Source organism: Mycobacterium sp. JS623 (genome assembly GCF_000328565.1).
Taxonomy (GTDB): domain Bacteria; phylum Actinomycetota; class Actinomycetes; order Mycobacteriales; family Mycobacteriaceae; genus Mycobacterium.
This window is the reverse complement of the sequence record NC_019966.1, coordinates 3,496,324-3,518,858: the sequence shown is the minus strand read 5'-3', so window position 1 is coordinate 3,518,858 and position 22,535 is coordinate 3,496,324. Positions and strand designations below refer to the sequence as shown.

Sequence of the window (22,535 nt, the reverse complement as noted above, 5' to 3'; positions counted from 1 at the left end):
CAGGACACCCGATGAGGCCTTCAACCGGCCTTTTTGACACGGGCGGTCAGCGCCTGTCCAGTTCGCCGATTCGTGGACGCGCGGGCGAGTTGAAGGTGATCGGCGCGCTGATTTCTGCGGTGGCTAAGGGGCGCGGCGGTGTGGTGGTCATCGAGGGTCCGCCCGGCATCGGGAAGAGCCGCATGTTGACCGAGGTCCTGGCGCTGGCCGAGAAAGCCGGTGTCCGGACACTATTCGGTGAGGCATTCGAGTATCAGCAAACTGTGCCGTTTTTCTCGCTGTTCATGGCGACCCTGCGCGCGGACCCCCCCGTCGGCGACGCCGAGGCGTTGCGCAAGCTGGGCGGCTCAGCGGATCTGCGCTACTGGGTGGTGCACGATCTGGCCGAAGCGATTCATGCAGCGGCCGCGCAGACCCCGCTAGTGATTGTGCTGGAGGACATTCACTGGGCCGATAACGGCACGCTGCTGGCGCTGCGGTCGCTAGCTACCGTGCGCCCCGATGTCGCGGTGTTGTGGGTGCTGACCGCCCGTACCGGCGCCGGTGGGCCTGCGATGCAGGAAACCTTGTCGGTGCTGCACCGCGCGGACGCCACATTCATGCGGTTGGCGGCCATCACGCCGGACGCGGTCGCCGACATGGTGCAAGACGCCGTGCGGGCAAAGGCCGATTTGTCGCTGCTCAATCTGGCCGCCAAGGCGCACGGAAATCCGTTTCTGGTTAGCGAGCTGGTCGGCGGACTAGGCGAGGAGGACCGGCTCACCGTCGACGGCGGACGTGCCGTGGTCACCGGAGACGCGCTACCGCGGCGTTTGGGCGCGACGATGCGCCAGCGACTGGATCTGCTCTCCAACGAGGCGTCAGAGGTGGCGCGGGTGGCAGCGGTGCTGCCGGACCGGTTCTCCGCCGGCTTGCTGGCCGCGATGCTGGACCGGTCGCCGGCGTCGTTGATGTCGGCGCTCGAAGAGGCAGTACGCGCGGATCTACTCGTGGAAGACGGTGAGCGGCTGAGGTTTCGACACGAGTTGCTACGCGAGGCCACCCGGCAGTCCTTACCGCAATCATTGCGCCGAGCGATGGAACGACAATCCGCGTCGGTCATGCTGAGAATGGGCGCGACACCGGCCGAAGTGGCCACCCAATTGGCGCGCAGCGCCGAGCCCGGAGACCGGGAGGCGGTCGACGCGCTGCGCGAAGCCGCGCAGTCGGTGGGCCACAGCGATGCCAGTGCGGCCGCGGACCTGAGCAAGCGCGCCCTAGAGCTATTGCCCAGCGACGACCTTGACTACGGCGCACTCGCCGCCGACACCGTTAACTGGCTCAACCGGGCGACCCGGTACGACGAGGCCCAGTCGCTTGCCGACAGGGCGCTCTCCACCGAGCTGTCTCAAGACGACGAAGCCGAGATTCGGCTGCGGATGGCCGCGGGTACAGAGGACCCGGAGCAGCGCATCGCAGAGATCCGTCGGGCGTTGCAGCTAGTCGGTATCAACGACACCACCAGGGCGCGCCATCAGGCTTGGTTGGCCTACTTCGAAGTGGTCAACAGCCTGCATGTGGATGCCTCGGCAGCCAGCGCGGCCGCGGCTGCGGCCAGCGCGACCGGTGATTTGGAAGCCCGCATCGTCAGCGACACCGCGCTTGCTCTAATCGACTATCAGGACGGATATGCAGTGCGCGCCCTTCGGCGGATGGACGAAGTAGATCTGCTGACGCGCAGCGGCGAGGCGGCCTTCGGTGGCATATACGCGGCAAAGCGACGCGCAGCTCTGATTGTGGGCACGGGCAGCTTGAAGGAAGCCTGGGCGCAGGTTGCCGAAGGTACCGAGAAAGCACATCGCGAACGCAACGCCATGGCGCTTCCGGGTTGGACCCACCTGGGCGGGATGGTTCATGCCGCGGCCGGCCGCTTGGCTGCAGCTCGTGAAACCATCGAGGCGCTGCCCCGGCGCGAGTGGGCGAACGATACCGAGGTCAACATTGAGCGCATTCTCGTACTGGCCGAGGTGGCCACGCGAACTGGTGACCGAAAGTTATTGCAGGACTTGGTGTCTGAGGCGCTGCGGCTCTATCACAGTACTTCACCCCTGTTGTCCTGCGGCGCGGCTTACGTTGTCGCGCTTGCCGCGTGGTATCGCGATGACGTTCACGATGCGGTGCGCTGGCTCGGGAGCCAGAACGCGCGTGTGATCACACCGCTGTGGCCTAACGTGTTCGACCAGGTCATCTTGATGTCGCGGGTGGCATCAGCTGCCGGCGACGCCGGCCTGCGCGGGCGGGTGCTGCAGAGCATCGAGGTGCTGGAACGCGAGCCCTCCGGAGTGGATTTGTTCGCGGCGGTCGCCCAGCAGGCCCGCGGAATCCTCGAACGTGACGCCGATGCGTTGTTGGAAGCGGCCACCGCGTTGGCTAGGTGGCGTCCGCTTCTTTACGCCGGCGCCGCCGAGGACGCCGCGGCTGAATTAGCCCGCGCCCGAGCCGATGCGGAGGCGATCGAGAGCCTCAATCGGGCTTTCGAAACGTTCGTGGAATGCGAGGCGATCGCGGATGCGCGGCGGGTCGGCCGCGAGTTGCGCCGCCTGGGTGTGGAGCGGCGCATCGTCGCGCAGCCGAGAGCCAAAACGGGCTGGGACAGCCTCACCGACGCCGAGCTCAAGGTCATCAACCTCATCGCAGAGGGAGCGACCAACCGCGCCGTGGCGCAACAACTGCACCTATCCCCGCACACCGTGAAAACGCATCTTCACAACGCCTTCGCCAAGCTCGGCATCACGTCCCGAGCCCAACTGACGCAGCACATGCGCCGCTCGGACGGCCAGTCCCGCTAGGTATACACCGACACGCCCTAGAAGATCAGCCGTTAGGCGATGGAGGCGGCGGTGCCCACGGTGCCAACGTAGTTATTGAGTTCGGATCGCCGCGACTGCCGCCGCTTCACCAGAAACCGACGTCGGCGGGCGACTACACATCGGAATCGAGAAACAATGATGAGCACAGTGCTGGGAATGTTGATGATGATGCCGGTGGTGTTCGGTGTCGGTGGGTACGTCTTGGTGGCCCGGCGGCCATGAGCACCCCCAACGGGCAACGCAGCCGGGCGACTGCGGTAATCGCGGACAATCCATCCGATCTATTAGAGTCTCCGCGACTGCCGGGCAAAACCAGCCCGGGCGGCCCAGCGGGGAACGACGGGGATGCCGATAAACCGGCGCCCACCCCGGATGCGCCAACTCCGAGCGTCCCCGCCCGGACGCCGGGTTCAACGGATTCACGGAGTTCAGACGTGGTCGGCCCAGAGGGACACAGCGACACCGGCGCCGGAGAAGGCGCCGAGCGAGCAGTTCTGCTCGCCACCAAACTGCACGTCCCAGCCGTCGGGGTTCAGCTCGTCCACCGGAGCACACTGCTAGACGCCCTGTCAGCGGGACAACGCAAACTGACGCTGCTGAGTGCGCCCGCAGGTTGGGGCAAGACGACATTGTTGGCGCAATGGGCTATGGGTGAGAGCGAGGACCAGCCGTTCGGCTGGCTGTCACTTGATCGTTCCGACAACGACCCGGTGTGGTTCTGGATGTACGTGGTAGCCGCGCTGCAGACGGCCAGTCCCGGGATAGGGACTCGCGCGATCGAACTCCTCCAGATGGGCGCCGATCCGGTGCAGGTCGTGCTGCCGACCCTGATGAACGATCTGGACGCGATCGCCAGCCCGATCGTGCTCATTCTCGATGACTACCACCTGGTGGTGAATCGAGCGGTTCATGACCAGATGGCATTCGTCATCGACCGGATGCCGGCCAATCTTCGGTTGGTGCTGGCCACCCGATCAGATCCGATGTTGCCGTTGGCGCGGCTCCGAGCCAGCGGTGACCTCGCCGAGATGCGAAGCGACGGCCTACGTTTCGAGGCTATTGAGGCGCACCAGCTGCTTAACGACGTACTCGGGCTGGACTTGGCTGACGACGACGTCCAACTGCTGCACCGACGCACCGAAGGCTGGGCTGCGGGCCTCTACCTTGCCGCCCTATCGCTTGCCGGGCGTGGTGATGCAACGGCGTTCATCAAGACGTTCGCAGGCGACAACCGTCATATCGTCGACTACTTGATGGCCGAGGTCCTCGACCGTCAGCCAGTGCAAATGCGCACCTTCCTGCTGCGCACGTCGGTCCTGGGACGACTCAACGGTGCGCTGTGCGACGCGGTGCTACAAACCGCGGGCTCGGCCTCGATGCTGGAGACGATCGAGCGCGAAAACTTGTTTGTGGTGCCCCTGGACATGTCGCGTCGCTGGTACCGCTATCACCACTTGTTCGGCGAGTTGCTGCGCGCCGAACTGCAGCGCAGCGAGCCCGATCTTGTCGCGGCTCTGCACCGACGAGCGGCGGCCTGGTTCGAGGCCGAAGGCCTTGTCGACGAGGCACTGCGCCACCTGGCCGCTGCCGGTGACTTCGCCGGGTGTGCTGATCTCATCGCCGCCGACTGGGTCAATGAGTTCAACGGCGGCGGCCTGTCAACTGTGTCCGGCTGGCTCGATCTGCTTCCAGCCGAGACCGTCCTTCACGACCCGCGGCTGAGCGCGGCACGGGCCTGGATCGCGTTGAATGTTGGCCAGTTCAACGATGCGCACGTGTGGATTGAGGCGATCGAAGCCGCGGCTGACTCCGCCGACCAGACCAGCCTCGGCGCTGAACTCGTCGCCTTACGTGAGGTCCACGCGTTCAAGACGGGTGACCTCGGCGCAGCACTCGAGGCGGCTCGCCTCGCGATCACCCTCGACTTTGACAACGCACTGGAGGCACGGTCGGCCGCCTGCTGCATCTACGGATCCGCGCTGTACTTCTCGGGCAGCATCGACGAGGCGCAAGCCACCTTCCAGCGGGCCGCGCAGCTGACTGAGAAGATCGGTGATCGGCGACACCGTATCTATGCGCTGGGTTATCTCGCGCTAATCGCGGCCGAATCTGGTCAGCTCGTACATGCCGAGGACCAGATTCGTCGCGCGACCGGCAGCAGCAAGGACCTCGCAGAGGGCGAGCACTTCATCAACGCAATGGTGCCGTTAGCGGCGGCCACCGTCCTCGATGTGCGTGGCGACACGATTGCCGCCGCAGACGCAGCTCACCTGGCTGTCGGCTTGGCCCGCAAGGGCGGAGGAATTCTCGAACTCGCCAAGGCACTGGTCGTCAGGGCCAAAATCCTTGAGCGCCTTGGTGATCACGAGACCGCGGCCGCGAGCCGCAGCGAGGCCAGCGCACTGCTTCGAGGCTGCGCAGACGCCGATATAGCGCAACGGGTTCTCCCCACCGCCCAGCACCGCAAAAGCGTCGCGGTCAGTTCGCGCAACGATCGTGACCCGGTCGCCGAAGAGCTCACCGCCAAAGAACATGAAGTCCTTGGGCTGCTGGCCACCAGATTGTCGCGACGTGAGATCGGGCAGCGCCTCTACGTCTCACTGAACACCGTGAAGACCCACCAGCGCGCGCTGTACCGCAAACTGGGCGTTGAGAACCGCGCCGCCGCGGTCGCCCGCGCCCGCGAGCTCGGCTTGCTGTAACCCGCAAAACGACACCCGGGGCCAAGCCAGTCCCGTTCCAGATCGCCACGGGCGCAACGATTCCGTCGCGATCACCCGGGTGAACACGCCGTAAGGGTGACGACCAGTCACCCCTTCCGATGGAAGTCTCATCGATAGCCGCCGCTGACTGGCTATGGCCATACCGGCACAACGAAGGCCCGGCCGCCGCGCGGCGCGGCGCGCAACTCGAAGTAATCGATGACAAGCAAACGGCGGCCCGCTACAAGCCAGGGCCCGGGAAGGAACGAGAACATGTCTTCGGACGTCGACGCACAATGTTTGGCATCGGGTCGACCATCAAACGGGACCGCGCTGATGAGCCGCCCGACCGCTGTTCGCGCCGCGACCGATCACAGCGCCCTCGACCAGCAGTGCCAGCTGGGGTTCCTCGACAGCGGATTCCGGTGCTCCCTGCCGGCAGTGGCGTACGTGGAATTTCACATGGTCGGGCACTGCCAACGGTTCGACTGTGACGCGCACGGTAATGCCTGCGGTGTCGTGTGTGCTGATCATCTGGACGCACTCGACTACACCGCGCAATGCACGGCCGCGGAGATGCAACCCACTGCGCTGGGGAGACTATTCAAACGTGTCGCGCAATGCCCGACATGCGGCAAAACGCTGATCGGCGCATCCGACGTACTGCAAGCCGTGGTGGCACTTTGATACCAACCGCATGCCCCTCAGGAATTGGCTCACTGGCGCGTCGCTGCCGGTTACGCCGCGAGCCATCGGGCCCGCGGGCTCACCACGTCCGCAAACCGAAACAGTCCGGCCTGCGATGACTGCCACATTGACGCCGTCCGCGACCCAGAGATCGGCTGGGGCGTCATCGTTGGCGCCGACCACCGTTGACGTACCCGTTATCTCCGACGCGGACATGGCGTGGCTGCTGGCCGATGTGGCCGATACGTGTCTGATAGGCCATGAACGCACCATGACATTCGTCGAATTGGGCTGTGGGGAACATCATCTCGCGATCGACCGGATCCTTAACGCTGTTGTGTCAACTCGAGCGGCACTGCCGTTGGCGATATTCGACAGGCTGATCCACTGGCTAGACGGCTACGTCGGCAGCCCGGAAGAGCCGCATCTGCGCACGATGATCGCCGACGTTCGCGCACAGCAGGTTGAGCCGGCTCCGTTGCGCGCCCAACATGCGCTGCGGGCCGATTCACGGCGCACGGTCGCGCCTGCATGCAGCAGTAGCGCCGGGCGACGGAGGCACGCATGACCCGGGAACCACTGCACGCCGACGCGGCCCGGCATCGTATCAGCGGCAACTCCCGGCCGCGGCAACAACCTGCAGCTCGGGGTGAACGAAACACGTTGTGGCGCTCGATAATCGCACGCCGCCCGTCACCATCGGGCAACGCACCCGGCTCAGCGTGCCGTTGATGCGGGGGGCAGGACGAATTCGTGATGTCGTGATCGTCGGGTCAGGTCCCGCCGGCTACACGGCGGCGATCTATGCCGCACGATCGGGACTCGACACCCTGGTCGTCGAGGGCCATCTGCCCGGCGGTGCCCTGATGGCCGCCGGGCAGATGGACAATTACCCCGGCCTCTCTCAGCCCGTGTGCGGACCAAGGCTCGCCCGCGCGATGCGGGCACAAGCACACCGTTTCGGTGCCGAGTTCCACGCCGGTGACGTCGACGGATTGGATCTGGAAGGTGAGGTCAAGTCGCTCGCCATCGACCACGACCTGCGTCACGCTTTCGCGCTGATCCTCGCGATGGGCGCCGTCAACCGACCCCTCAACGTGCCCGGGGAGGGTGAGCTGCAAGGCAAAGGACTCAGCACCAGCGCCAAAAGCGACGGGCGTCATTTCGCCGGGCGCGAGGTCGCCGTCGTCGGCGGCGGCGACGCCGCCACCGAGGAAGCCCTGTTTCTAGCGCAGCTGGCCCGCCGGGTGACCGTCATCCACCATCGGCCCCGACTGCGCGCATCGACGGCCATGGTTGCCCGGCTGCGCGCTCAGCCCAATGTCGTTGTCCTGGACTCCACCGAAGTACTCGCCGTAAAGGGTCGACACCATGTCACCGGGTTGCGCGTGCGCAGCGCGCACACCGCCGCCGAGCATGACATTGACCTGGCCGCTGTGTTCGTGGCCGTCGGTCAGATTCCTCGCACTGATCTGCTGGTGGGTCTGGTTGACCTCGACGCCCGCGGCTATGTCCTGACCCGCGACGGCAGCGGCACCCATACCCACGTAGATGGGGTTTTCGCTGCCGGCGACTTGATCGACCGCCGGTACCGCCAGGCGGTCACCGCTGCCGCCAGCGGTTGCCAAGCCGCACTGGACGCGCAGCGCTGGCTCACCGAATCACACGATGTCACAACCAATGTCACCATCAGAAAGGGCCAAACACCGACATGACTCAGTCCCATTCGATCACGGTCACCGACGCCTCATTTACGGCGGACGTCCTCGAAAGCACCATGCCAGTACTGGTCGACTTCTGGGCGCAATGGTGTGGCCCCTGCCGCGCCGTGGCACCAGTGCTCGAACAAATCGCCGCCGAAAACACCGAACGCCTCACCGTAGCCAAGCTCGACGTTGACGCCAATCCGTTGACCGCTCAGCAATACCAGGTGGTGTCCATCCCGACCCTGATCGTGTTCAAGGACGGTCAGCCGGTCACCCGCATGGTCGGCACCCGCGGAAAGTCCGCCCTCTTGAGCGAATTCAGCGACTATCTCTGAACCGACCGCAGGAGCGTGCGCGCCGAACTCGGCCCAATCCCGATTTCTGTCTCGGTGGCGCCTAGCCGCGTCGGGTTCTCACCCGGGTGAATGGCGCAGTGGGCGACGACAACCCGCCCCTTTGGACGTCACGATCATTGCCCAGGAGGCCAGCGCGGATTTGACGGTGTCCTGATAGGGCAGTGGACCCGCACTGGGCGGCATCGACGAGATGGTGAATGGAGACCGCACTGATGGAGAACGCTGAGTTCGATGATGTAGCAGCCCATCTGCTTGAACCAGAAGAAAGCCTGGATTCAGAACAGACTGGCATCGACCTCGACGAGGGCTATTCGCCCCCGGAAAGCCCGCGTGAACTCGGGGCCTGGGGGCTGACCGCCAGCGAAGCGCGCAGGCATGAAAGTCTGGCACGCCGGCTGGCCCGTGAGGTACCCGACGTCACTGACCGGTGGGACGGCGACGGAATCGGTGACATCGCCGACAGCGACGGAGAGCCTATCGACGATCAGGTCGGCGACACCCGTGCAGGCCGGCTGGTCGCCTTCGGCGTTGACCCGACAGATCCCACAAGCGATTACCGCGCCCATGATGTCGGGATCGACGGCGGCGCCGCGTCGGCTGAAGAAGCGGCGATGCATATCATCGCCGCTGAAGACACCGTGGGCCGGAATCGGTTTTAATCCGTGGCTCAGATACGCGAAATCATCGAAGGACAGACCGCACAAGCTGTCGAGGCAATGCTCTTGCTCAGACCTCGCTGGAAGACCGCCGACGCCGTCATCGACTTCATTGACTCCAAGCTTCGGCCCACAGGCTATCGACTGGTCGGCGCGTTCGAGCCTTCCTCGGGCGCGGCGTCATCAATCATTGGCTTCCGCGAGCTGTGGTCGACTGCACACGGGCATTACATGTACATCGACGATGTGAGCACACTAGAGACAGCCCGTGGCAACGGATTCGCCGACGAACTCATCCGGTGGGTGATCGCTGATGCCACGCGTCGCCGATGCGACGGAGTCCACCTGGATTCAGGCGTTGGCAGCGATCGGGCGGCGGCACATCGGCTGTACATGCGGAACCAGATGCGGATCTCAGCCCATCACTTCTCGCTCGAAGTCGACACCTGACGAAATCCGTGGCCCGCACCGGCGATGCACGAGTAATCGATTCCCGTAACCGGTTTCGAAGGAATGGCCGCTGCGGCCCGCACGTCGATCTCGCGTCTTTGTCCACCGACCGCGGTAACACCAACGACGCCGTACCAGGCCACACCGACACCCGATGTGACGCGGTCCCTTTGCGCAGCGCAATTGTACTGCGTCGAACCAAGATAACCACTCAATGCCGCTTCGTGCCATCGGTCTGTGTCACCCGGGTGATTGCGGCCGCAGGGTGAAGACAGCTCACCCCTAGGCGGGCCAGGCTTGACTCCCTACAGACCTGCACGGCGGTCACCGATTGTTTCGGCGACACACAACCAAACGTTCAATACGGCGTAGCAGGTGAAGAAATCAGGAAAGGGGACTCGCCAATGGGCGCAGAGTTCGATGGGAAGAAGATCGTTGTCGTCGGCGGGAGTGCCGGCATGGGACGCCAAGCCGCGCGTGACGTCATCGATCGCGGCGGTAGCGCAGTGATCATTGGACGCTCGAAAGATCGTGTCGATGACACCGTGACCGACCTGACCGACCGCGGTGGTAAAGCCTGGGGGATCGCTGCCGAGTTGACCGACCGATCTGCGGTTGCCGAGGTCCAGGGCGCACTATCGGAGCATGGCGACGCAACGCTGATGGTCAACGCGGCCGGCTTCTTCATTCCAAAACCGTTCCTGGACTACGACGCCCAATTCTACGATTCGTATCTCGATCTGAACTACGCGCTGTTCTTTCTCACCCAGACCGTGGTCGCGGGCATGATCACCAACGGTGCGGGTGGTTCGATCGTCAACATCGGCTCCATGTGGGCGCACCAGGCCATCGGTGTGACACCGTCGGCGGCATACTCCATGCAGAAGGCAGGGCTACACGCCCTCACTCACAATCTGGCCATCGAACTGGCCAACCATCAGATCCGCGTCAATGCCGTCGCACCGGCAGTAGTGAAAACACCTCTCTACGAAGGGTTCATTCCGAAGGACGAGATCGACGCCACGCTGGCGACGTTCGCGCCACTTCATCCCCTCGGTCGTGTCGGCACCCCGACCGACGTGGCCAACGCCATCACCTTTCTGCTTTCCGAACAAGCAAGCTGGATCACCGGCGCGATTCTCAACGTCGACGGCGGCATCATGGCCGGCCGCAATTAGCCCCACTGGCATACCGGCGGTAAAGCGCCGCATTCACTACGAGGAGCACCTGTGACACACGACTACCACAAGAATCCGGCCGCGATCGACGCATTGCGCCCCGAGCAGTACTACGTCACCCAGGAAAGCGGAACCGAGCGACCCTTCACCGGCGAATACGTCGACAGCCACGAGCCGGGTATCTACGTCGACGTAGTGTCTGGTGAGCCGCTGTTCGCTTCGGTCGACAAGTTCGACAGCGGTACAGGCTGGCCGAGCTTCACCAAGCCGATCGACGGCGACAACATCGTCGAAAAGTCCGACCACCGCCACATCATGGTGCGCACCGAAGTGCGCTCGCGCCACGGCGACAGCCACCTCGGGCACGTATTCAACGACGGGCCGCGTTCTGAAGGCGGCCTGCGCTACTGCATCAATTCCGCGGCGCTGCGCTTCATTCACTGCGACAACCTCGAGGCTGAGGGATACGGGCGCTACGCGAGTCTCTTCGGGCCCGCGGACGGCCCAGCGCAGCAAGGTGATTCGCGTGAGCTCATGGAGCCACGGCGATGACCTCCAAAACCGCGATTCTCGCGGGGGGATGCTTCTGGGGAATGCAGGACCTCATCCGCCAGCTGCCCGGGGTGGAATCGACCCGAGTCGGCTATACCGGCGGCCAAAACGAGCGCCCGACCTACCGCAACCATCCCGGTCACGCCGAGGCGATCGAGATCACCTACGACCCCGCCATAACTGATTACCGCGCCCTGCTGGAATTCTTTTTCCAGATCCATGATCCGACGACAAAGAACCGCCAGGGCAACGACATCGGCACCAGCTACCGCTCGGCGATCTTCTATCTCGATGACGATCAGAAGCGCATTGCGCGCGACACCATCGCCGATATCGACGCATCGGGGCTGTTGCCCGCCGCGGTGGTCACCGAGGTGACTCCGGCTAGTGACTTCTGGGCGGCCGAGCCAGAACATCAGGACTATCTGCAGCGCGTCCCCGGCGGCTACACGTGCCACTACGTGCGCCCGGAATGGAAACTCGCTTCCCGCAGCGGATCTGGTGACACGGAGCGCACCACGGTTGAGTCGAGCCGCCATGACTGAGCGCCATCCTGCGGGGCCTCACCGCATGTCGGCGCGCGATCGGCAGATGCTTACCGCCGCGTACTTGCCGGTCATCGCGTACGCCGCCGTGCTGATCGCGGCGCGAACCTCGCATTCGCGCCGACACCAGCTGCGGGCCGTTCTTCGATGACGCAGAACCTGACTCTGAGTGCGCTGTCAGCGGCGGGGGTGTCGGTCTGGTTGGATGACCTGTCTCGTGACCGCCTGACATCGGGCAACCTGCAGCAGCTGATCGACACCAGAAGCGTCGTGGGCGTCACCACCAACCCCTCGATCTTTCAACACGCGATCTCCCAAGGCCATGCCTACACGCCTCTGCTCACCGAATTGGCGGAACGCGGTGCCGGCGCCGATTCGGCGATCCGCACCGTCATCACCGATGACGTGCGGGCGGCCTGCGACGTTCTGCGCCCGCAGTGGGAAGCCTCCCGTGGTGTGGACGGGCGGGTATCGATCGAGGTCGACCCGCGGCTGGCCCACGATACCGAGGCGACGGTCAGCCAAGCCGCCGAGCTGTGGAAGATTATCGACCGGCCCAACCTGTTCATCAAGATTCCCGCCACGACGGCCGGGATGCCGGCCATCACCGCCACAGTGGCCGAAGGCATTTCAGTCAACGTGACGCTCATCTTCTCCGTTGAGCGTCACCGACAGGCGATGGATGCCTATCTGGCTGGGCTGGAAGCCGCGCAGCAAGCGGGGCGAGACCTCACCGGAATCCATTCGGTGGCTTCGTTGTTCGTCTCCCGAGTCGATACCGAAATCGATCGGCGCCTGGAGGCGATCGGCACCGACTCTGCCATGGCGTTGCGCGGAAAGGCGGCAATCGCCAATGCGCGCCTGGCCTATGCGGCCTACCAGGCCGTGTTTGAAGCCGGAACACGTTATACGGCACTCAGTTACGCAGGCGCTCACGTGCAGCGGCCGCTGTGGGCATCCACCGGCGTGAAAAATCCCGCCTATCCCGACACCATGTACGTCACCGAGTTGATCGCACCACACACCGTCAGCACCATCCCCGAACACACACTGGAGGCCATCGCTGACCACGGCGTCATCGTCGCCGACTCCATCACCGGAAGGATCGCCGACGCCCAAACCGTGCTCGATAACGTCAGCGCGGTCGGCGTCGACCTGTCCGACGTCTTCGTCGTGCTTGAAAATGACGGCGTCGCCAAGTTCGCAACCTCCTGGCGGCAACTGCTGGACGCCTACCGCGCATCAGTGGGCGCCGACGAAGATGTGCAGGGCAGGGGAGAGCCGGACCGTTGACAACCCACGCGCCCTCAATCGGAGAACTGCAGGCCCGCCGGCCGTTCCCCGCACGGCTTGGCCCGAAAGGCGCGCTCGTCTACAAGCTGGTCACTACGACTGATCACAAGATGATCGGCATGATGTACGTCGTCGCGTGCTTCGCGTTCTTCTTCATCGGTGGGCTGATGGCGCTGTTCATCCGAACGGAACTGGCCGCGCCGGGCTTGCAGTTCCTGTCCAACGAGCAGTACAACCAGCTGTTCACCATGCACGGCACGGTGATGCTGCTGTTCTACGCCACCCCGATCGTGTTCGGGTTCGCCAACCTGGTGCTGCCGCTGCAGATCGGCGCGCCCGACGTGGCGTTTCCGCGCTTGAATGCGTTGTCTTTCTGGCTGTTTCTGCTCGGCGCGCTGATCGCATTGGGGGGATTTCTCGCACCCGGCGGGCCGGCCGACTTCGGCTGGACCGCCTACACGCCGCTGTCGAATGCGATCCACTCCCCGGGCGCGGGCGGGGATCTGTGGATCATGGGTCTGATCGTCGGTGGCCTGGGCACCATTCTTGGCGCGGTCAACATGATCACCACCGTGGTGTGTATGCGCGCACCGGGGATGACCATGTTCCGGATGCCGATCTTCACCTGGAACATCCTGGTGACCAGCGTGATGGTGCTGGTGGCGTTCCCGCTCTTGACCTCGGCGTTGTTCGGGTTGGCCGCCGATCGGCACCTGGGCGCGCACATCTTTGACCCGGCCAACGGTGGGACCATGCTGTGGGAGCACCTGTTCTGGTTCTTCGGCCACCCTGAGGTGTACATCATCGCGTTGCCGTTCTTCGGCATCGTCACCGAGATCATCCCGGTGTTCTCCCGCAAACCACTGTTCGGCTACACGGGAATGATCTATGCGACCACCTCGATCGCTGCGTTGTCGATTGCGGTGTGGGCGCATCACCTCTACGCCACCGGTGCGGTGCTTCTGCCGTTCTTTTCGTTCATGACGTTCTTGATCGCGGTGCCCACCGGTATCAAGTTCTTCAACTGGATCGGCACGATGTGGAAGGGCCAGTTGACATTCGAGACACCGATGTTGTTCTCGGTGGGCTTCCTGGTCACCTTTTTGCTCGGTGGTCTGTCGGGTGTGCTGCTGGCCAGCCCGCCGATCGACTTCCACGTCACCGACTCGTATTTCGTTGTGGCGCATTTCCATTACGTGTTGTTCGGCACGATCGTGTTCGCCACCTATGCCGGGGTGTACTTCTGGTTCCCGAAGATGACCGGCCGGCTGCTCGACGAGCGGCTGGGCAAGCTGCACTTCTGGCTGACGCTGATCGGCTTCCACACCACGTTCCTGGTGCAGCACTGGCTGGGCGCCGCGGGCATGCCGCGCCGCTACGCCGACTATTTAGCCACCGATGGATTCACCACGCTGAACGTCGTTTCGACCATCGGCGCGTTCATCCTCGGCGTGTCGGTGCTGCCGTTCGTGTGGAACGTGTTCAAGAGCTGGCGCTACGGCGAGCCGGTCACGGTCGACGACCCGTGGGGCTACGGCAACTCGCTGGAGTGGGCAACCAGCTGCCCGCCGCCGCGGCACAACTTCACCGAGCTACCCCGAATCCGTTCGGCACGACCGGCATTCGAACTGCACTACCCACACATGGTCGAGCGGCTGCGCGACGAAGCCCACGTCGGCCGCACGTCTACCCCCACTTCGCGGCGCCGATCGGCGGCGCCCACGTGAACCGTATCCTGCATGTCCTCATCGGTGATCTGCCCACCCTCGGGGACGTGGCGATCAAAACTTCGGCACTATTTTTGACCGCTGCCATCCTGTTTCGCTTCACCGAACGGCGCACCCTGGCGGAATTCGCCCCGTTCGACTGGATCGCCGCCGTCGCCGCCGGCGCCATCGTCGGTCGTGCGGCCACCGCCACCGACACCGCATGGCTGGCGGCGACCACCGCACTGCTGTGCCTCCTGGCCGCCCACGCGGTCCTCGCGCGACTGCGCTTAATTCCCGCCTTATGCCGGTTCATCGATCCGCCGTTGATGGTCCTGATCAGCGAAGGAGAAGTGAACCGACGCAACCTGCGCCGATGCGGCCTGACCGCCGCGGATCTAGAGGCGGTGCTCCGTGAACACGGGCACCCCAACGCTGACGGTATTCATCTGGCCATTCTCGAAGCCAAAGGGGCCATCTCCGTTTTGGGTGCCGACATAGCAGTGGAACCTGTAGCAGGAGTTGAGATCCGGTGAAAAGTGAGTTCCACCCGGCGCTCATGAACGTAGAACGAGCCGAGTCAGCTATCAAGCCCAATCGATTGGAGATCTCATGATGGAAAACCGTGATCCTGTGCGCCTCGCACGCGTAGTTGTGGGTGCAGCGGTTATAGCGGTATCGGTTGCCAGTTGCAGCGGCAACGGTTCGAACGCGCCGTCGACCACGCAACCGCCGCCGGCGACAACCTCCACCACGCAATCCCCGACCCCCGGTGCGCCTCCTCCCGCGCCGACCGAAAAGAACATCAACCCCACCGGAGGAAACCTGTTCACGCCGAAGGTCCACGCGTCACCGGCGCCGACGGCCATCCCCGGAAACAGAGAAAACACCGGATAGAGCACCGAAAACGAGCCGAGATTGATGGATGGCTCATCACACCAACGACAGGAGCACCAATGTCTATCGCCAACAAGGGCTTTCGCGGGCGCCGCACTGAATCGGCCCGCGAGTTGCCACCCGGTCAGCATCTGACCACGGACTTCCCAGTCCTGCAGGCAGGACCGACTCCGCGTATCGATCTCGACAATTGGCGGTTCACCATCCGCGACGAGCGTGGCGCCGAACACGTATGGACCGGCGCCCAACTGAAGCTATTGCCCAGTGAGCAGCTCACTGTCGACATCCACTGCGTCACCACGTGGTCCAAACTGGATACCAAGTGGGAAGGCGTTTCTCTGGACACGCTTTTCGAATCAGTCGACACCGCCGCCGAATTCGCACTGGTCCGCTCCTACGGCGGCTACACCACCAACATCCCGGTGGCCGATCTTCTCGGTGGGAAGGCATGGATCGTCTACGTCTACCAAGGCGCACCGCTTGACGCGGTCCACGGCGGCCCAGCGCGCCTGCTGGTGCCGCATCTGTATTTTTGGAAGTCCGCGAAGTGGGTCCGGTCGATTGAGTTGGCCGACAGCGACACACCCGGATTCTGGGAGCGCTTCGGTTATCACAGCTATGGTGACCCGTGGCGAGAGCAACGGTATGCCGGGGATTGAGCCATGGGCGATGGCCTGACACCCAAGTTGCAGTGGCGGGTTGCACGGGTGGTGAACTCAACGCCCGAGACCGAATCAGCGCGCACGATCGGACTTGCCGTGCCGGGCTGGGGTGGCCACTTGGCCGGCCAGCACATCGATCTCAAGCTGACCGCTGAGGACGGGTACAGCGCACAACGCAGCTATTCGCTGAGCAGACCGGCCGACGGCGAGCACATCGAGCTCACCGTGCAGAAGATCGCCGGCGGAGAGGTCTCGCCGTATCTCACGGCAGTGCCTCCCGGCGAGGAGATCGAGCTTCGCGGACCCATCGGCGGCTGGTTCGTTTGGCGGCCGGCCGAGGAGGCGCGGATTCTGTTGGTCGCTGGCGGATCGGGCATTGTGCCGTTGATGGCGATGCTGCGACAGCGAATATTGGTGGGCGGCACCAACGTTCGGCTGGTCTATTCGGTGCGCAGTCCCGCCGACGTCTACTATGCCCATGAGTTGGCACGGCTCGAGCGCGACTGTGACTGGCTGCAGGTCGCGGTGGTCTACACTCGGGCGGCCGACCAGCAGACCGGCCGGCCTCCCGGCCGAGTTGGCCTCGGTGATCTCGCAGCGCCCGGGTGGACGCCCGGCGATGGCCTACGCGTCTATGTCTGCGGCCCAACGGGATTCGTGGAATCGGTGACGACAACGATGATCGGGCAGGGCCATTCGCCATCGGCCATCCGGACCGAGCGGTTCGGGCCGAGCGGTTAATCGAGGAAGAAGGAATGATGGCAGAACCGACGCATGTCGACGGTAACGCCGCCGCGGGCGCCTTCGCGGAAGTGCTCGGATGCGATGTCACCACCGCGACACTGACCTGTGCGGGATGTGGTCGAGTCGGGGTCTTCGCTGAGACTCACGTTTATCACCGCGCCCCTGGCATCGTCGTTCGATGCCCGGACTGCGACCACGTCGTGGCCCGGCTAGTGCGAACGCCGACCGATGTGTGGCTAGACCTGCGCGGCGCCCAGTATTGGCGTATCCCTTTCCGGGCCCGATGATGGAATCCCTCGACGCGCTCGCCAGTCGGGTGCGCACCGCCGACATCGTGGACGCGGTGGGGCGACTGCACCAACACCGCTGTCATCTCCTAGACCTGGTAAGCCCGACGCCCGGTCGCCGACTCTTCGGCCCCGCGGTGACCATCTCCTACTTCCCGACGTGTGGGGCCGCCCTCCCGCTCGAGCGCCACAACTTCAAGAGGTTGTTCTACCAGGCCATCGAACACGGCGCTGATGGGCACGTGCTGGTCTTGGCCAGCAACGGCTACACCGATGCGTCACTCGGTGGCGGGACGAAGCTGTCGCGTGTCCAAAACCACCGGCTCGCCGGCATTCTCGCCGACGGGCGACTGCGCGACTTCGCCGAGCTTGAGCACTACGACCTGGCCATCTACTGCCGTGGTGAAACAACGCGGTGGGGCGGTGACATCGTCACCCCCTATGAGGCGAACCGTCCGGTGGTAGTCGGCGGGGTGGCGATCTGGCCCGGCGACTACGTTTTCGCCGATGCCTCCGGCGCCGCGGTCATTCCGGCCGGCGACGTGCGCGCTGTGCTGCAGACGGCTAGCCAGGTCGTCGTGGACGACGCGGCGTCCATCGCCATCATCAGAGGCGAAACCCCAAACACGCCGGGAGACGGTGAGAACTAGTGCGCAGGAGAACCCCAGCGCTGTCGGGGCAGCGTCCATGATGAGCGGGGCATGACGACGTGTCGCTCGACGAGTGGGGCGATGAGCTAGATCTGCGATCGCCTTCGAACCGCGCTCGGAAGGACGCGTCATGAGCGGAGCACCGGTGTGGCTGCTGGCTGTGACGTTTGTTGTTGCGGGAGCGGCGATCTGGGCGGCGGGCATTCAGCTATCGGACCAAACTGATGTGCTGACGATGCGGCTGGGCCTCGGCTCGGCGCTCGGCGGCCTGATCCTGTTGGCAATCGCCACCAACCTGCCCGAGATCGCCATCGTCGCCGCTGCCGCCGTTTCGGGCAATATCGGTGTGGCGGTGGGCAATATCCTCGGCGGCATCGCGATCCAGACGGTGGTGCTGGTGGTCCTCGACGCCTTCGGCGTGTGCGGATCCAGACCGCTGACCTATCGGGCGGCGTCGTTGGTGTTGGTGCTGGAGGCTGTGCTGGTCGTCGCGGTGCTGGCCATTGTGATCGGCGGCGCCCAGATGCCGGCAACGCTGATAACAGCGCGGTTGACGCCCGCCCCGGTGCTGATCCTGGTGGTGTGGGTGCTGGGCCTGGTGGGGTTGCAACGGGCGGGACGGTCGTTGCCCTGGCATGAGTCGGGCCAGCCCCCCGACGGCCAACAGCGGCCCCGCGGACACTGCACTGCGATGACCGAGCGGCAGGCCACTGCCGAGGGGATCAGTACTGCAAGGGCGGCGGTGACCTTCGGCTTCGCCGCCGCGGTCACGCTGATCGCCGGAGTCGTGTTGGAGCGCAGCGGTGATGTTATCGCCGACCACATCGGTCTGTCCGGTGTGCTGTTCGGTGCGACCGTGTTGGCCGCGGCTACCTCGCTGCCCGAACTGTCCACCGGTCTGCGGTCGGTGCGTCATGGTGACTACCAGCTAGCGGTATCCGACATCTTCGGCGGAAACGCCTTCCTGCCAGTGCTTTTTGTGCCTGCGACGCTGCTATCGGGGCATGCGGTATTGCCAGCGGCGCAGCGCACCGATATCTATCTCACGGCGCTGGCAATTGTGTTGACACTCATCTACGCCGCGGGCCTGCTGTTTCGGCCCCACCGCCGCATAGCCCGGCTGGGTGTCGACTCGCTGGCTGTCCTGATTCTTTATGGCGTCGGCATGATGGGACTATTCACCATCTCGAATATGGGGTGACCGTGCAGGATTCAGCGGCCTCACGCCATCGTGGAGTGGGAGAAGGGGACCTTAATCATCGCGGCGCCAGCGCTTGACCGGGCTGAAAGCAGCAGAGCTCCCAAACTTCTCAGCGGGATCTGTTCCGCGTCGGCCTCTCACCCGGGTGAAATACGGACCGGATGAAGACAACTCACCCCGTGCGCACAGATAGTGATGGTTGTCCAAGTCTCAACGAGCAACACGTGGACCGCCTCTACCTTCTGCGGAGCGGAGACAGTGAATGTTCGGCTGGGTCAAGCGGCGCAAAGGGATACGAACGGAGACGGCATGTCAAACGATCGGCAGCGAGGCGGGCCGGGCCTACAAGCCGTCTGCGCCCAGAGTATCGGCTCCAATTCGGAGATGATCGCCCGCTGCGGCGACGCGCTGCTGACGGCCCCACGCCTGCCCCAGGCGAATATCGTCGTTGCCGACCTAGAAGCACTCTGGCGGGGGCGGCTAGCACCAGAAACGATGCCATGAACGCCAAACTAAAACCGTTGGACTTTGTGGCTCGAACCGTCGCCGCCAGTGCCGCAATGGCAGCGTCACAGCGCGTTGAAATGGCACTGACCCATCGACCAGGAAGCAAGGAACCTGTGCGGGTCGTCGAGGCACTCATTGGCCGTGGCCTGCCGACCGGCGCGCAGGCCGTCGCTGGACAATTCGCACAAGCAACACTGGCGGCCATGGCGCTCGGCTTCGCCAAAGCGGCACACCGGATTCCGATTGTTCCGACGATTGCGATCAACATATTGCTACTGGTCTCAGCGAATGCCGTGGTAGCGCGAGCTGTCGGGCTGGGCGACATGCCATGGAGATGGTCAGCTAGAGATATCGTCACCGACCTCACCCACAAAACCACTCTGGCTATCGCCGCAACAACCCTGGGCCGGCGCCGAAAGAGCAGCGAATCGATCCGACGGGCGCGCCAATTGTGAGCTCGAGGTTCCTCCACCGGCGACACCGTCAAACCCGTCAAACCGCTCGCCCGGCGGTGCCGCCCGCCGCAGAACGATTGCACGACAGGAGAACACGGTGACCGAGGCCTATCTGCTTGGCGGTGTGCGCACCCCATTCGCCCGCTACGGCGGATCCCTGTCGCACCTGCGACTCGACGACCTGCTCGGATTGGCCTTGACCGCGGCCTGTGAACGCGTCGGCGTTGATCGCCACCAGATCGAAGACATCATCGCCGGATGTGTGAACCCGGCGCATGAAGGCATGGGAGATCTTGCCCGCTGGGCAGCGCTGGCCGCTGGCTTCCCCGACCGCGCAGCGGGAGCCACTATCAACAGATTCTGTGGATCGTCACTGAGCGCCATGGCCATGATCGCGCATGCGATCAAAGCTGGAGACCTCGGTGTCGGGATCGCCTGCGGCGCAGAGTCGATGTCGCGTTCGGGGTTCGCGTATATGAAAGGCGAGGCCCCGTTTAGCCCGCGCGGACCTCAACTGCTGCTCGACACCATGTGGTCGGGCGCCGGCGGCCCACCGAACCCCGTCTTGCTGGGCCGCAACGCCTACATTGGCATGATCGAAACCGCGCAGAACGTCGCCGATCGCTACCAACTCAGTCGCGAAGAGATCGACGCGTTCGCGCTGCGCTCCCAACAGCATGCCCGCGCCGCCCGCGACTCGGGCAGGCTTGCCAGAGAAATCGTGCCCGTCACGATCCCCGCGACCCGAAAGACCCCACAGTGCACCGTAAGTCACGACGAATTCATCCGCGACGACACTACCCTCGAGCTGCTGGCCGCCCTACCTGCCCAGCCCGGGACGACCCAAATGACCGCCGGTAACTCCACACCGCTATCCGACGGGGCCGCTGCGCTGATCTTGGCCTCCCGCGCGCGGGCCGACGACCTCGGCGTCATCCCGCTGGCCCGGGTGGTGTCCTCGACTGTCTACGGCAACGATCCACTGCTGATGGGCATCGCTCCGGCTTGGGCGTTACCGCTGGCGCTGCGACGCGCGGGCTTGAGCCCTGAACAGATCGACGTATGGGAAATCCACGAGGCCTTCAGCGCGCAAGCCCTCGGTGTGCTGCGGGAGCTGCCCAACCAACTCGACGGATTTCAAGTTCCCGACGACAGACTCACCCCCAACGGGGGTGCCGTGGCCATCGGCCATCCGTTCGGCGCCACCGGCGTACGTTACGCCCTGACCCTAGCCACCGAACTACGTGAACGACATCTCCGCTACGGCGCCATCGGGGTGTGCATCGGCTCAGGCCAAGGCGTGGCAATGATTTTGGAAAATCCAGAAGCCACCTGACAGGAATTCCCCGAACGCACCTCACATGCCCCGACACACCGGCACGTGGAACACTCAGTCATGGACGCCTACAACTCCCACCAGCGAACGCGGACTGTTCGCGTCGCGGCTTGTACGGTGCGAACCACGCTGGGCGATCCGGCGGCTAACGGGGATGCTGTGCTCGACATCGCGCGCGAATGCCACGACGAACGTGCCGCAGTGGCGGTTTTCCCCGAACTAGCACTGACCGGTTACTCGATCGATGACATCCTGATGCAGGACGCACTCCTGGACGCCGTCGAAGACGAAATACAACGCATCACACAAGCTTCCGTGGAGTTGATGCCGGTTCTGGTGATCGGTGCCCCGCTCCGCTATTTACACCGCATCTACAACACCGCCGTCGTGATCCACCGCGGTCACGTACTGGGCGTCGCGCCGAAGTCCTACCTACCGACCTACCGCGAGTTCTACGAACTTCGCCAGATGGCCGCAGGCGACGGTATCTGCGACGAAATCCGTTGGGGCCGTGGGAAAGCCCGCGCGCATGCGCCGTTCGGTCCCGATCTGCTCTTCACCGCCTCCGACCTGCCCGGCTTCACGCTTCACGTTGAAATCTGCGAAGACATGTGGATCCCCATCCCACCCAGCACGCACGCCGCTCTGGCCGGCGCCACCGTGCTGACCAACCTGTCGGGGAGCCCCGTCACCATAGGTCGAGCCGAAGACCGATGCCTGCTGGCTCAATCAGCGTCGCTCCGCTGCACCGCCGCGTACATCTACGCAGCGGCGGGGCAGGGCGAATCCACAACCGACGTCGCCTGGGATGGCCAGACCATGATCTGGGAAAACGGCGTATGTCGAGCCCAACAACGCTTTTCAACCCAACCGAAACATTGCGTTGCCGACATCGACCTCGACCTGTTGTGCACAACGAGGCGACAGACCGGCCTATTCGACGCGAATCGCAAACACCATCTCAGCCGAACCCGGTTTCGCGAGATCGAGTTCCTCCTAGAACCACCGATGAGTGTCCGATGTTAGGCACTGACAAGTAACACATATCGTGACGGAGACAACCGTACAAAGCGGGCCTGTACTGCTAGGCGAAAACAGCTGGCCGCAAACAATTTT

The 22,535-nt window shown here is 64.2% G+C and carries 21 protein-coding genes and 1 pseudogene; all 22 read left to right on the top strand.

Annotated features, from left to right (window positions below; genetic code table 11):
- Window positions 1-11: 11 nt before the first annotated feature.
- Window positions 12-2,828 (top strand): helix-turn-helix transcriptional regulator, encoded by a 2,817-nt coding sequence (locus tag MYCSM_RS17270; protein ID WP_015307452.1) that lies wholly within the window; start codon window positions 12-14, stop codon window positions 2,826-2,828.
- 455 nt (window positions 2,829-3,283) lie between these two features.
- Window positions 3,284-5,551, top strand: coding sequence for a LuxR C-terminal-related transcriptional regulator (locus MYCSM_RS17265; protein WP_015307451.1), 2,268 nt, complete (start codon window positions 3,284-3,286; stop codon window positions 5,549-5,551).
- A gap of 336 nt (window positions 5,552-5,887) precedes the next feature.
- A complete protein-coding gene (locus MYCSM_RS17260; RefSeq protein ID WP_232425613.1) occupies window positions 5,888-6,238 on the top strand; it encodes a hypothetical protein in 351 nt (116 codons plus the stop codon).
- A gap of 115 nt (window positions 6,239-6,353) precedes the next feature.
- Window positions 6,354-6,806 carry a hypothetical protein gene (locus MYCSM_RS38255; RefSeq protein WP_015307449.1) on the top strand — a complete coding sequence of 151 codons (453 nt, stop codon included), beginning with the start codon at window positions 6,354-6,356 and terminating at the stop codon, window positions 6,804-6,806.
- A gap of 163 nt (window positions 6,807-6,969) precedes the next feature.
- The gene (locus MYCSM_RS17250; protein WP_041314233.1) at window positions 6,970-7,953 is read left to right on the top strand and encodes an FAD-dependent oxidoreductase; all 984 of its coding nucleotides are present in this window, start codon (window positions 6,970-6,972) and stop codon (window positions 7,951-7,953) included.
- Window positions 7,950-8,279 carry a thioredoxin gene (gene trxA / locus MYCSM_RS17245; RefSeq protein WP_015307447.1) on the top strand — a complete coding sequence of 110 codons (330 nt, stop codon included), beginning with the start codon at window positions 7,950-7,952 and terminating at the stop codon, window positions 8,277-8,279. Before MYCSM_RS17250 ends, trxA begins: the two co-directional genes overlap by 4 nt.
- Before the next feature lie 218 nt (window positions 8,280-8,497).
- The gene (locus tag MYCSM_RS17240) at window positions 8,498-8,959 is read left to right on the top strand and encodes a DUF5709 domain-containing protein (protein WP_083906299.1); all 462 of its coding nucleotides are present in this window, start codon (window positions 8,498-8,500) and stop codon (window positions 8,957-8,959) included.
- A gap of 3 nt (window positions 8,960-8,962) precedes the next feature.
- A complete protein-coding gene (locus MYCSM_RS17235) occupies window positions 8,963-9,406 on the top strand; it encodes a GNAT family N-acetyltransferase (RefSeq protein ID WP_015307445.1) in 444 nt (147 codons plus the stop codon).
- Window positions 9,407-9,810: 404 nt separating this feature from the next.
- Window positions 9,811-10,584 (top strand): SDR family NAD(P)-dependent oxidoreductase, encoded by a 774-nt coding sequence (locus MYCSM_RS17230; protein WP_015307444.1) that lies wholly within the window; start codon window positions 9,811-9,813, stop codon window positions 10,582-10,584.
- Window positions 10,585-10,635: 51 nt separating this feature from the next.
- Window positions 10,636-11,136 carry a peptide-methionine (R)-S-oxide reductase MsrB gene (msrB, locus tag MYCSM_RS17225; RefSeq protein ID WP_015307443.1) on the top strand — a complete coding sequence of 167 codons (501 nt, stop codon included), beginning with the start codon at window positions 10,636-10,638 and terminating at the stop codon, window positions 11,134-11,136.
- Window positions 11,133-11,681 carry a peptide-methionine (S)-S-oxide reductase MsrA gene (gene msrA, locus MYCSM_RS17220; protein ID WP_015307442.1) on the top strand — a complete coding sequence of 183 codons (549 nt, stop codon included), beginning with the start codon at window positions 11,133-11,135 and terminating at the stop codon, window positions 11,679-11,681. The genes msrB and msrA overlap by 4 nt, the downstream gene beginning before the upstream one ends.
- A gap of 147 nt (window positions 11,682-11,828) precedes the next feature.
- A complete protein-coding gene (gene tal / locus MYCSM_RS17215; protein ID WP_015307441.1) occupies window positions 11,829-12,974 on the top strand; it encodes a transaldolase in 1,146 nt (381 codons plus the stop codon).
- Window positions 12,971-14,701: an aa3-type cytochrome oxidase subunit I gene (gene ctaD / locus MYCSM_RS17210; RefSeq protein WP_015307440.1), complete on the top strand. Its 1,731-nt coding sequence runs from the start codon at window positions 12,971-12,973 to the stop codon at window positions 14,699-14,701. Before tal ends, ctaD begins: the two co-directional genes overlap by 4 nt.
- A complete protein-coding gene (locus MYCSM_RS17205) occupies window positions 14,698-15,216 on the top strand; it encodes a YetF domain-containing protein (protein WP_015307439.1) in 519 nt (172 codons plus the stop codon). The genes ctaD and MYCSM_RS17205 overlap by 4 nt, the downstream gene beginning before the upstream one ends.
- A 420-nt stretch (window positions 15,217-15,636) precedes the next feature.
- Window positions 15,637-16,236, top strand: a complete 600-nt coding sequence (locus MYCSM_RS17195; protein ID WP_015307437.1) for a sulfite oxidase-like oxidoreductase — start codon at window positions 15,637-15,639, stop codon at window positions 16,234-16,236.
- Between the two features lie 3 nt (window positions 16,237-16,239).
- Entirely contained in the window at window positions 16,240-16,980 is a 741-nt protein-coding gene (locus MYCSM_RS17190; protein WP_015307436.1) for a ferredoxin reductase, read from the top strand.
- A 14-nt stretch (window positions 16,981-16,994) separates the two neighbouring features.
- Complete coding sequence (locus MYCSM_RS38245; protein WP_041312265.1) at window positions 16,995-17,270, top strand: DUF6510 family protein; 276 nt, start codon at window positions 16,995-16,997, stop codon at window positions 17,268-17,270.
- A complete protein-coding gene (locus MYCSM_RS17180; protein WP_232425612.1) occupies window positions 17,216-17,920 on the top strand; it encodes an RraA family protein in 705 nt (234 codons plus the stop codon). The genes MYCSM_RS38245 and MYCSM_RS17180 overlap by 55 nt, the downstream gene beginning before the upstream one ends.
- A 130-nt stretch (window positions 17,921-18,050) precedes the next feature.
- Entirely contained in the window at window positions 18,051-19,121 is a 1,071-nt protein-coding gene (locus tag MYCSM_RS17175) for a sodium:calcium antiporter (protein WP_015307433.1), read from the top strand.
- A 710-nt stretch (window positions 19,122-19,831) separates the two neighbouring features.
- Window positions 19,832-20,083 carry a hypothetical protein gene (locus MYCSM_RS17170; RefSeq protein WP_157681345.1) on the top strand — a complete coding sequence of 84 codons (252 nt, stop codon included), beginning with the start codon at window positions 19,832-19,834 and terminating at the stop codon, window positions 20,081-20,083.
- 97 nt (window positions 20,084-20,180) lie between these two features.
- Window positions 20,181-21,419, top strand: coding sequence for a thiolase family protein (locus MYCSM_RS17165; protein WP_015307430.1), 1,239 nt, complete (start codon window positions 20,181-20,183; stop codon window positions 21,417-21,419).
- 60 nt (window positions 21,420-21,479) lie between these two features.
- A pseudogene (locus tag MYCSM_RS17160) lies at window positions 21,480-22,427 on the top strand (nitrilase-related carbon-nitrogen hydrolase); the annotation flags it as partial.
- Window positions 22,428-22,535: the final 108 nt, after the last annotated feature.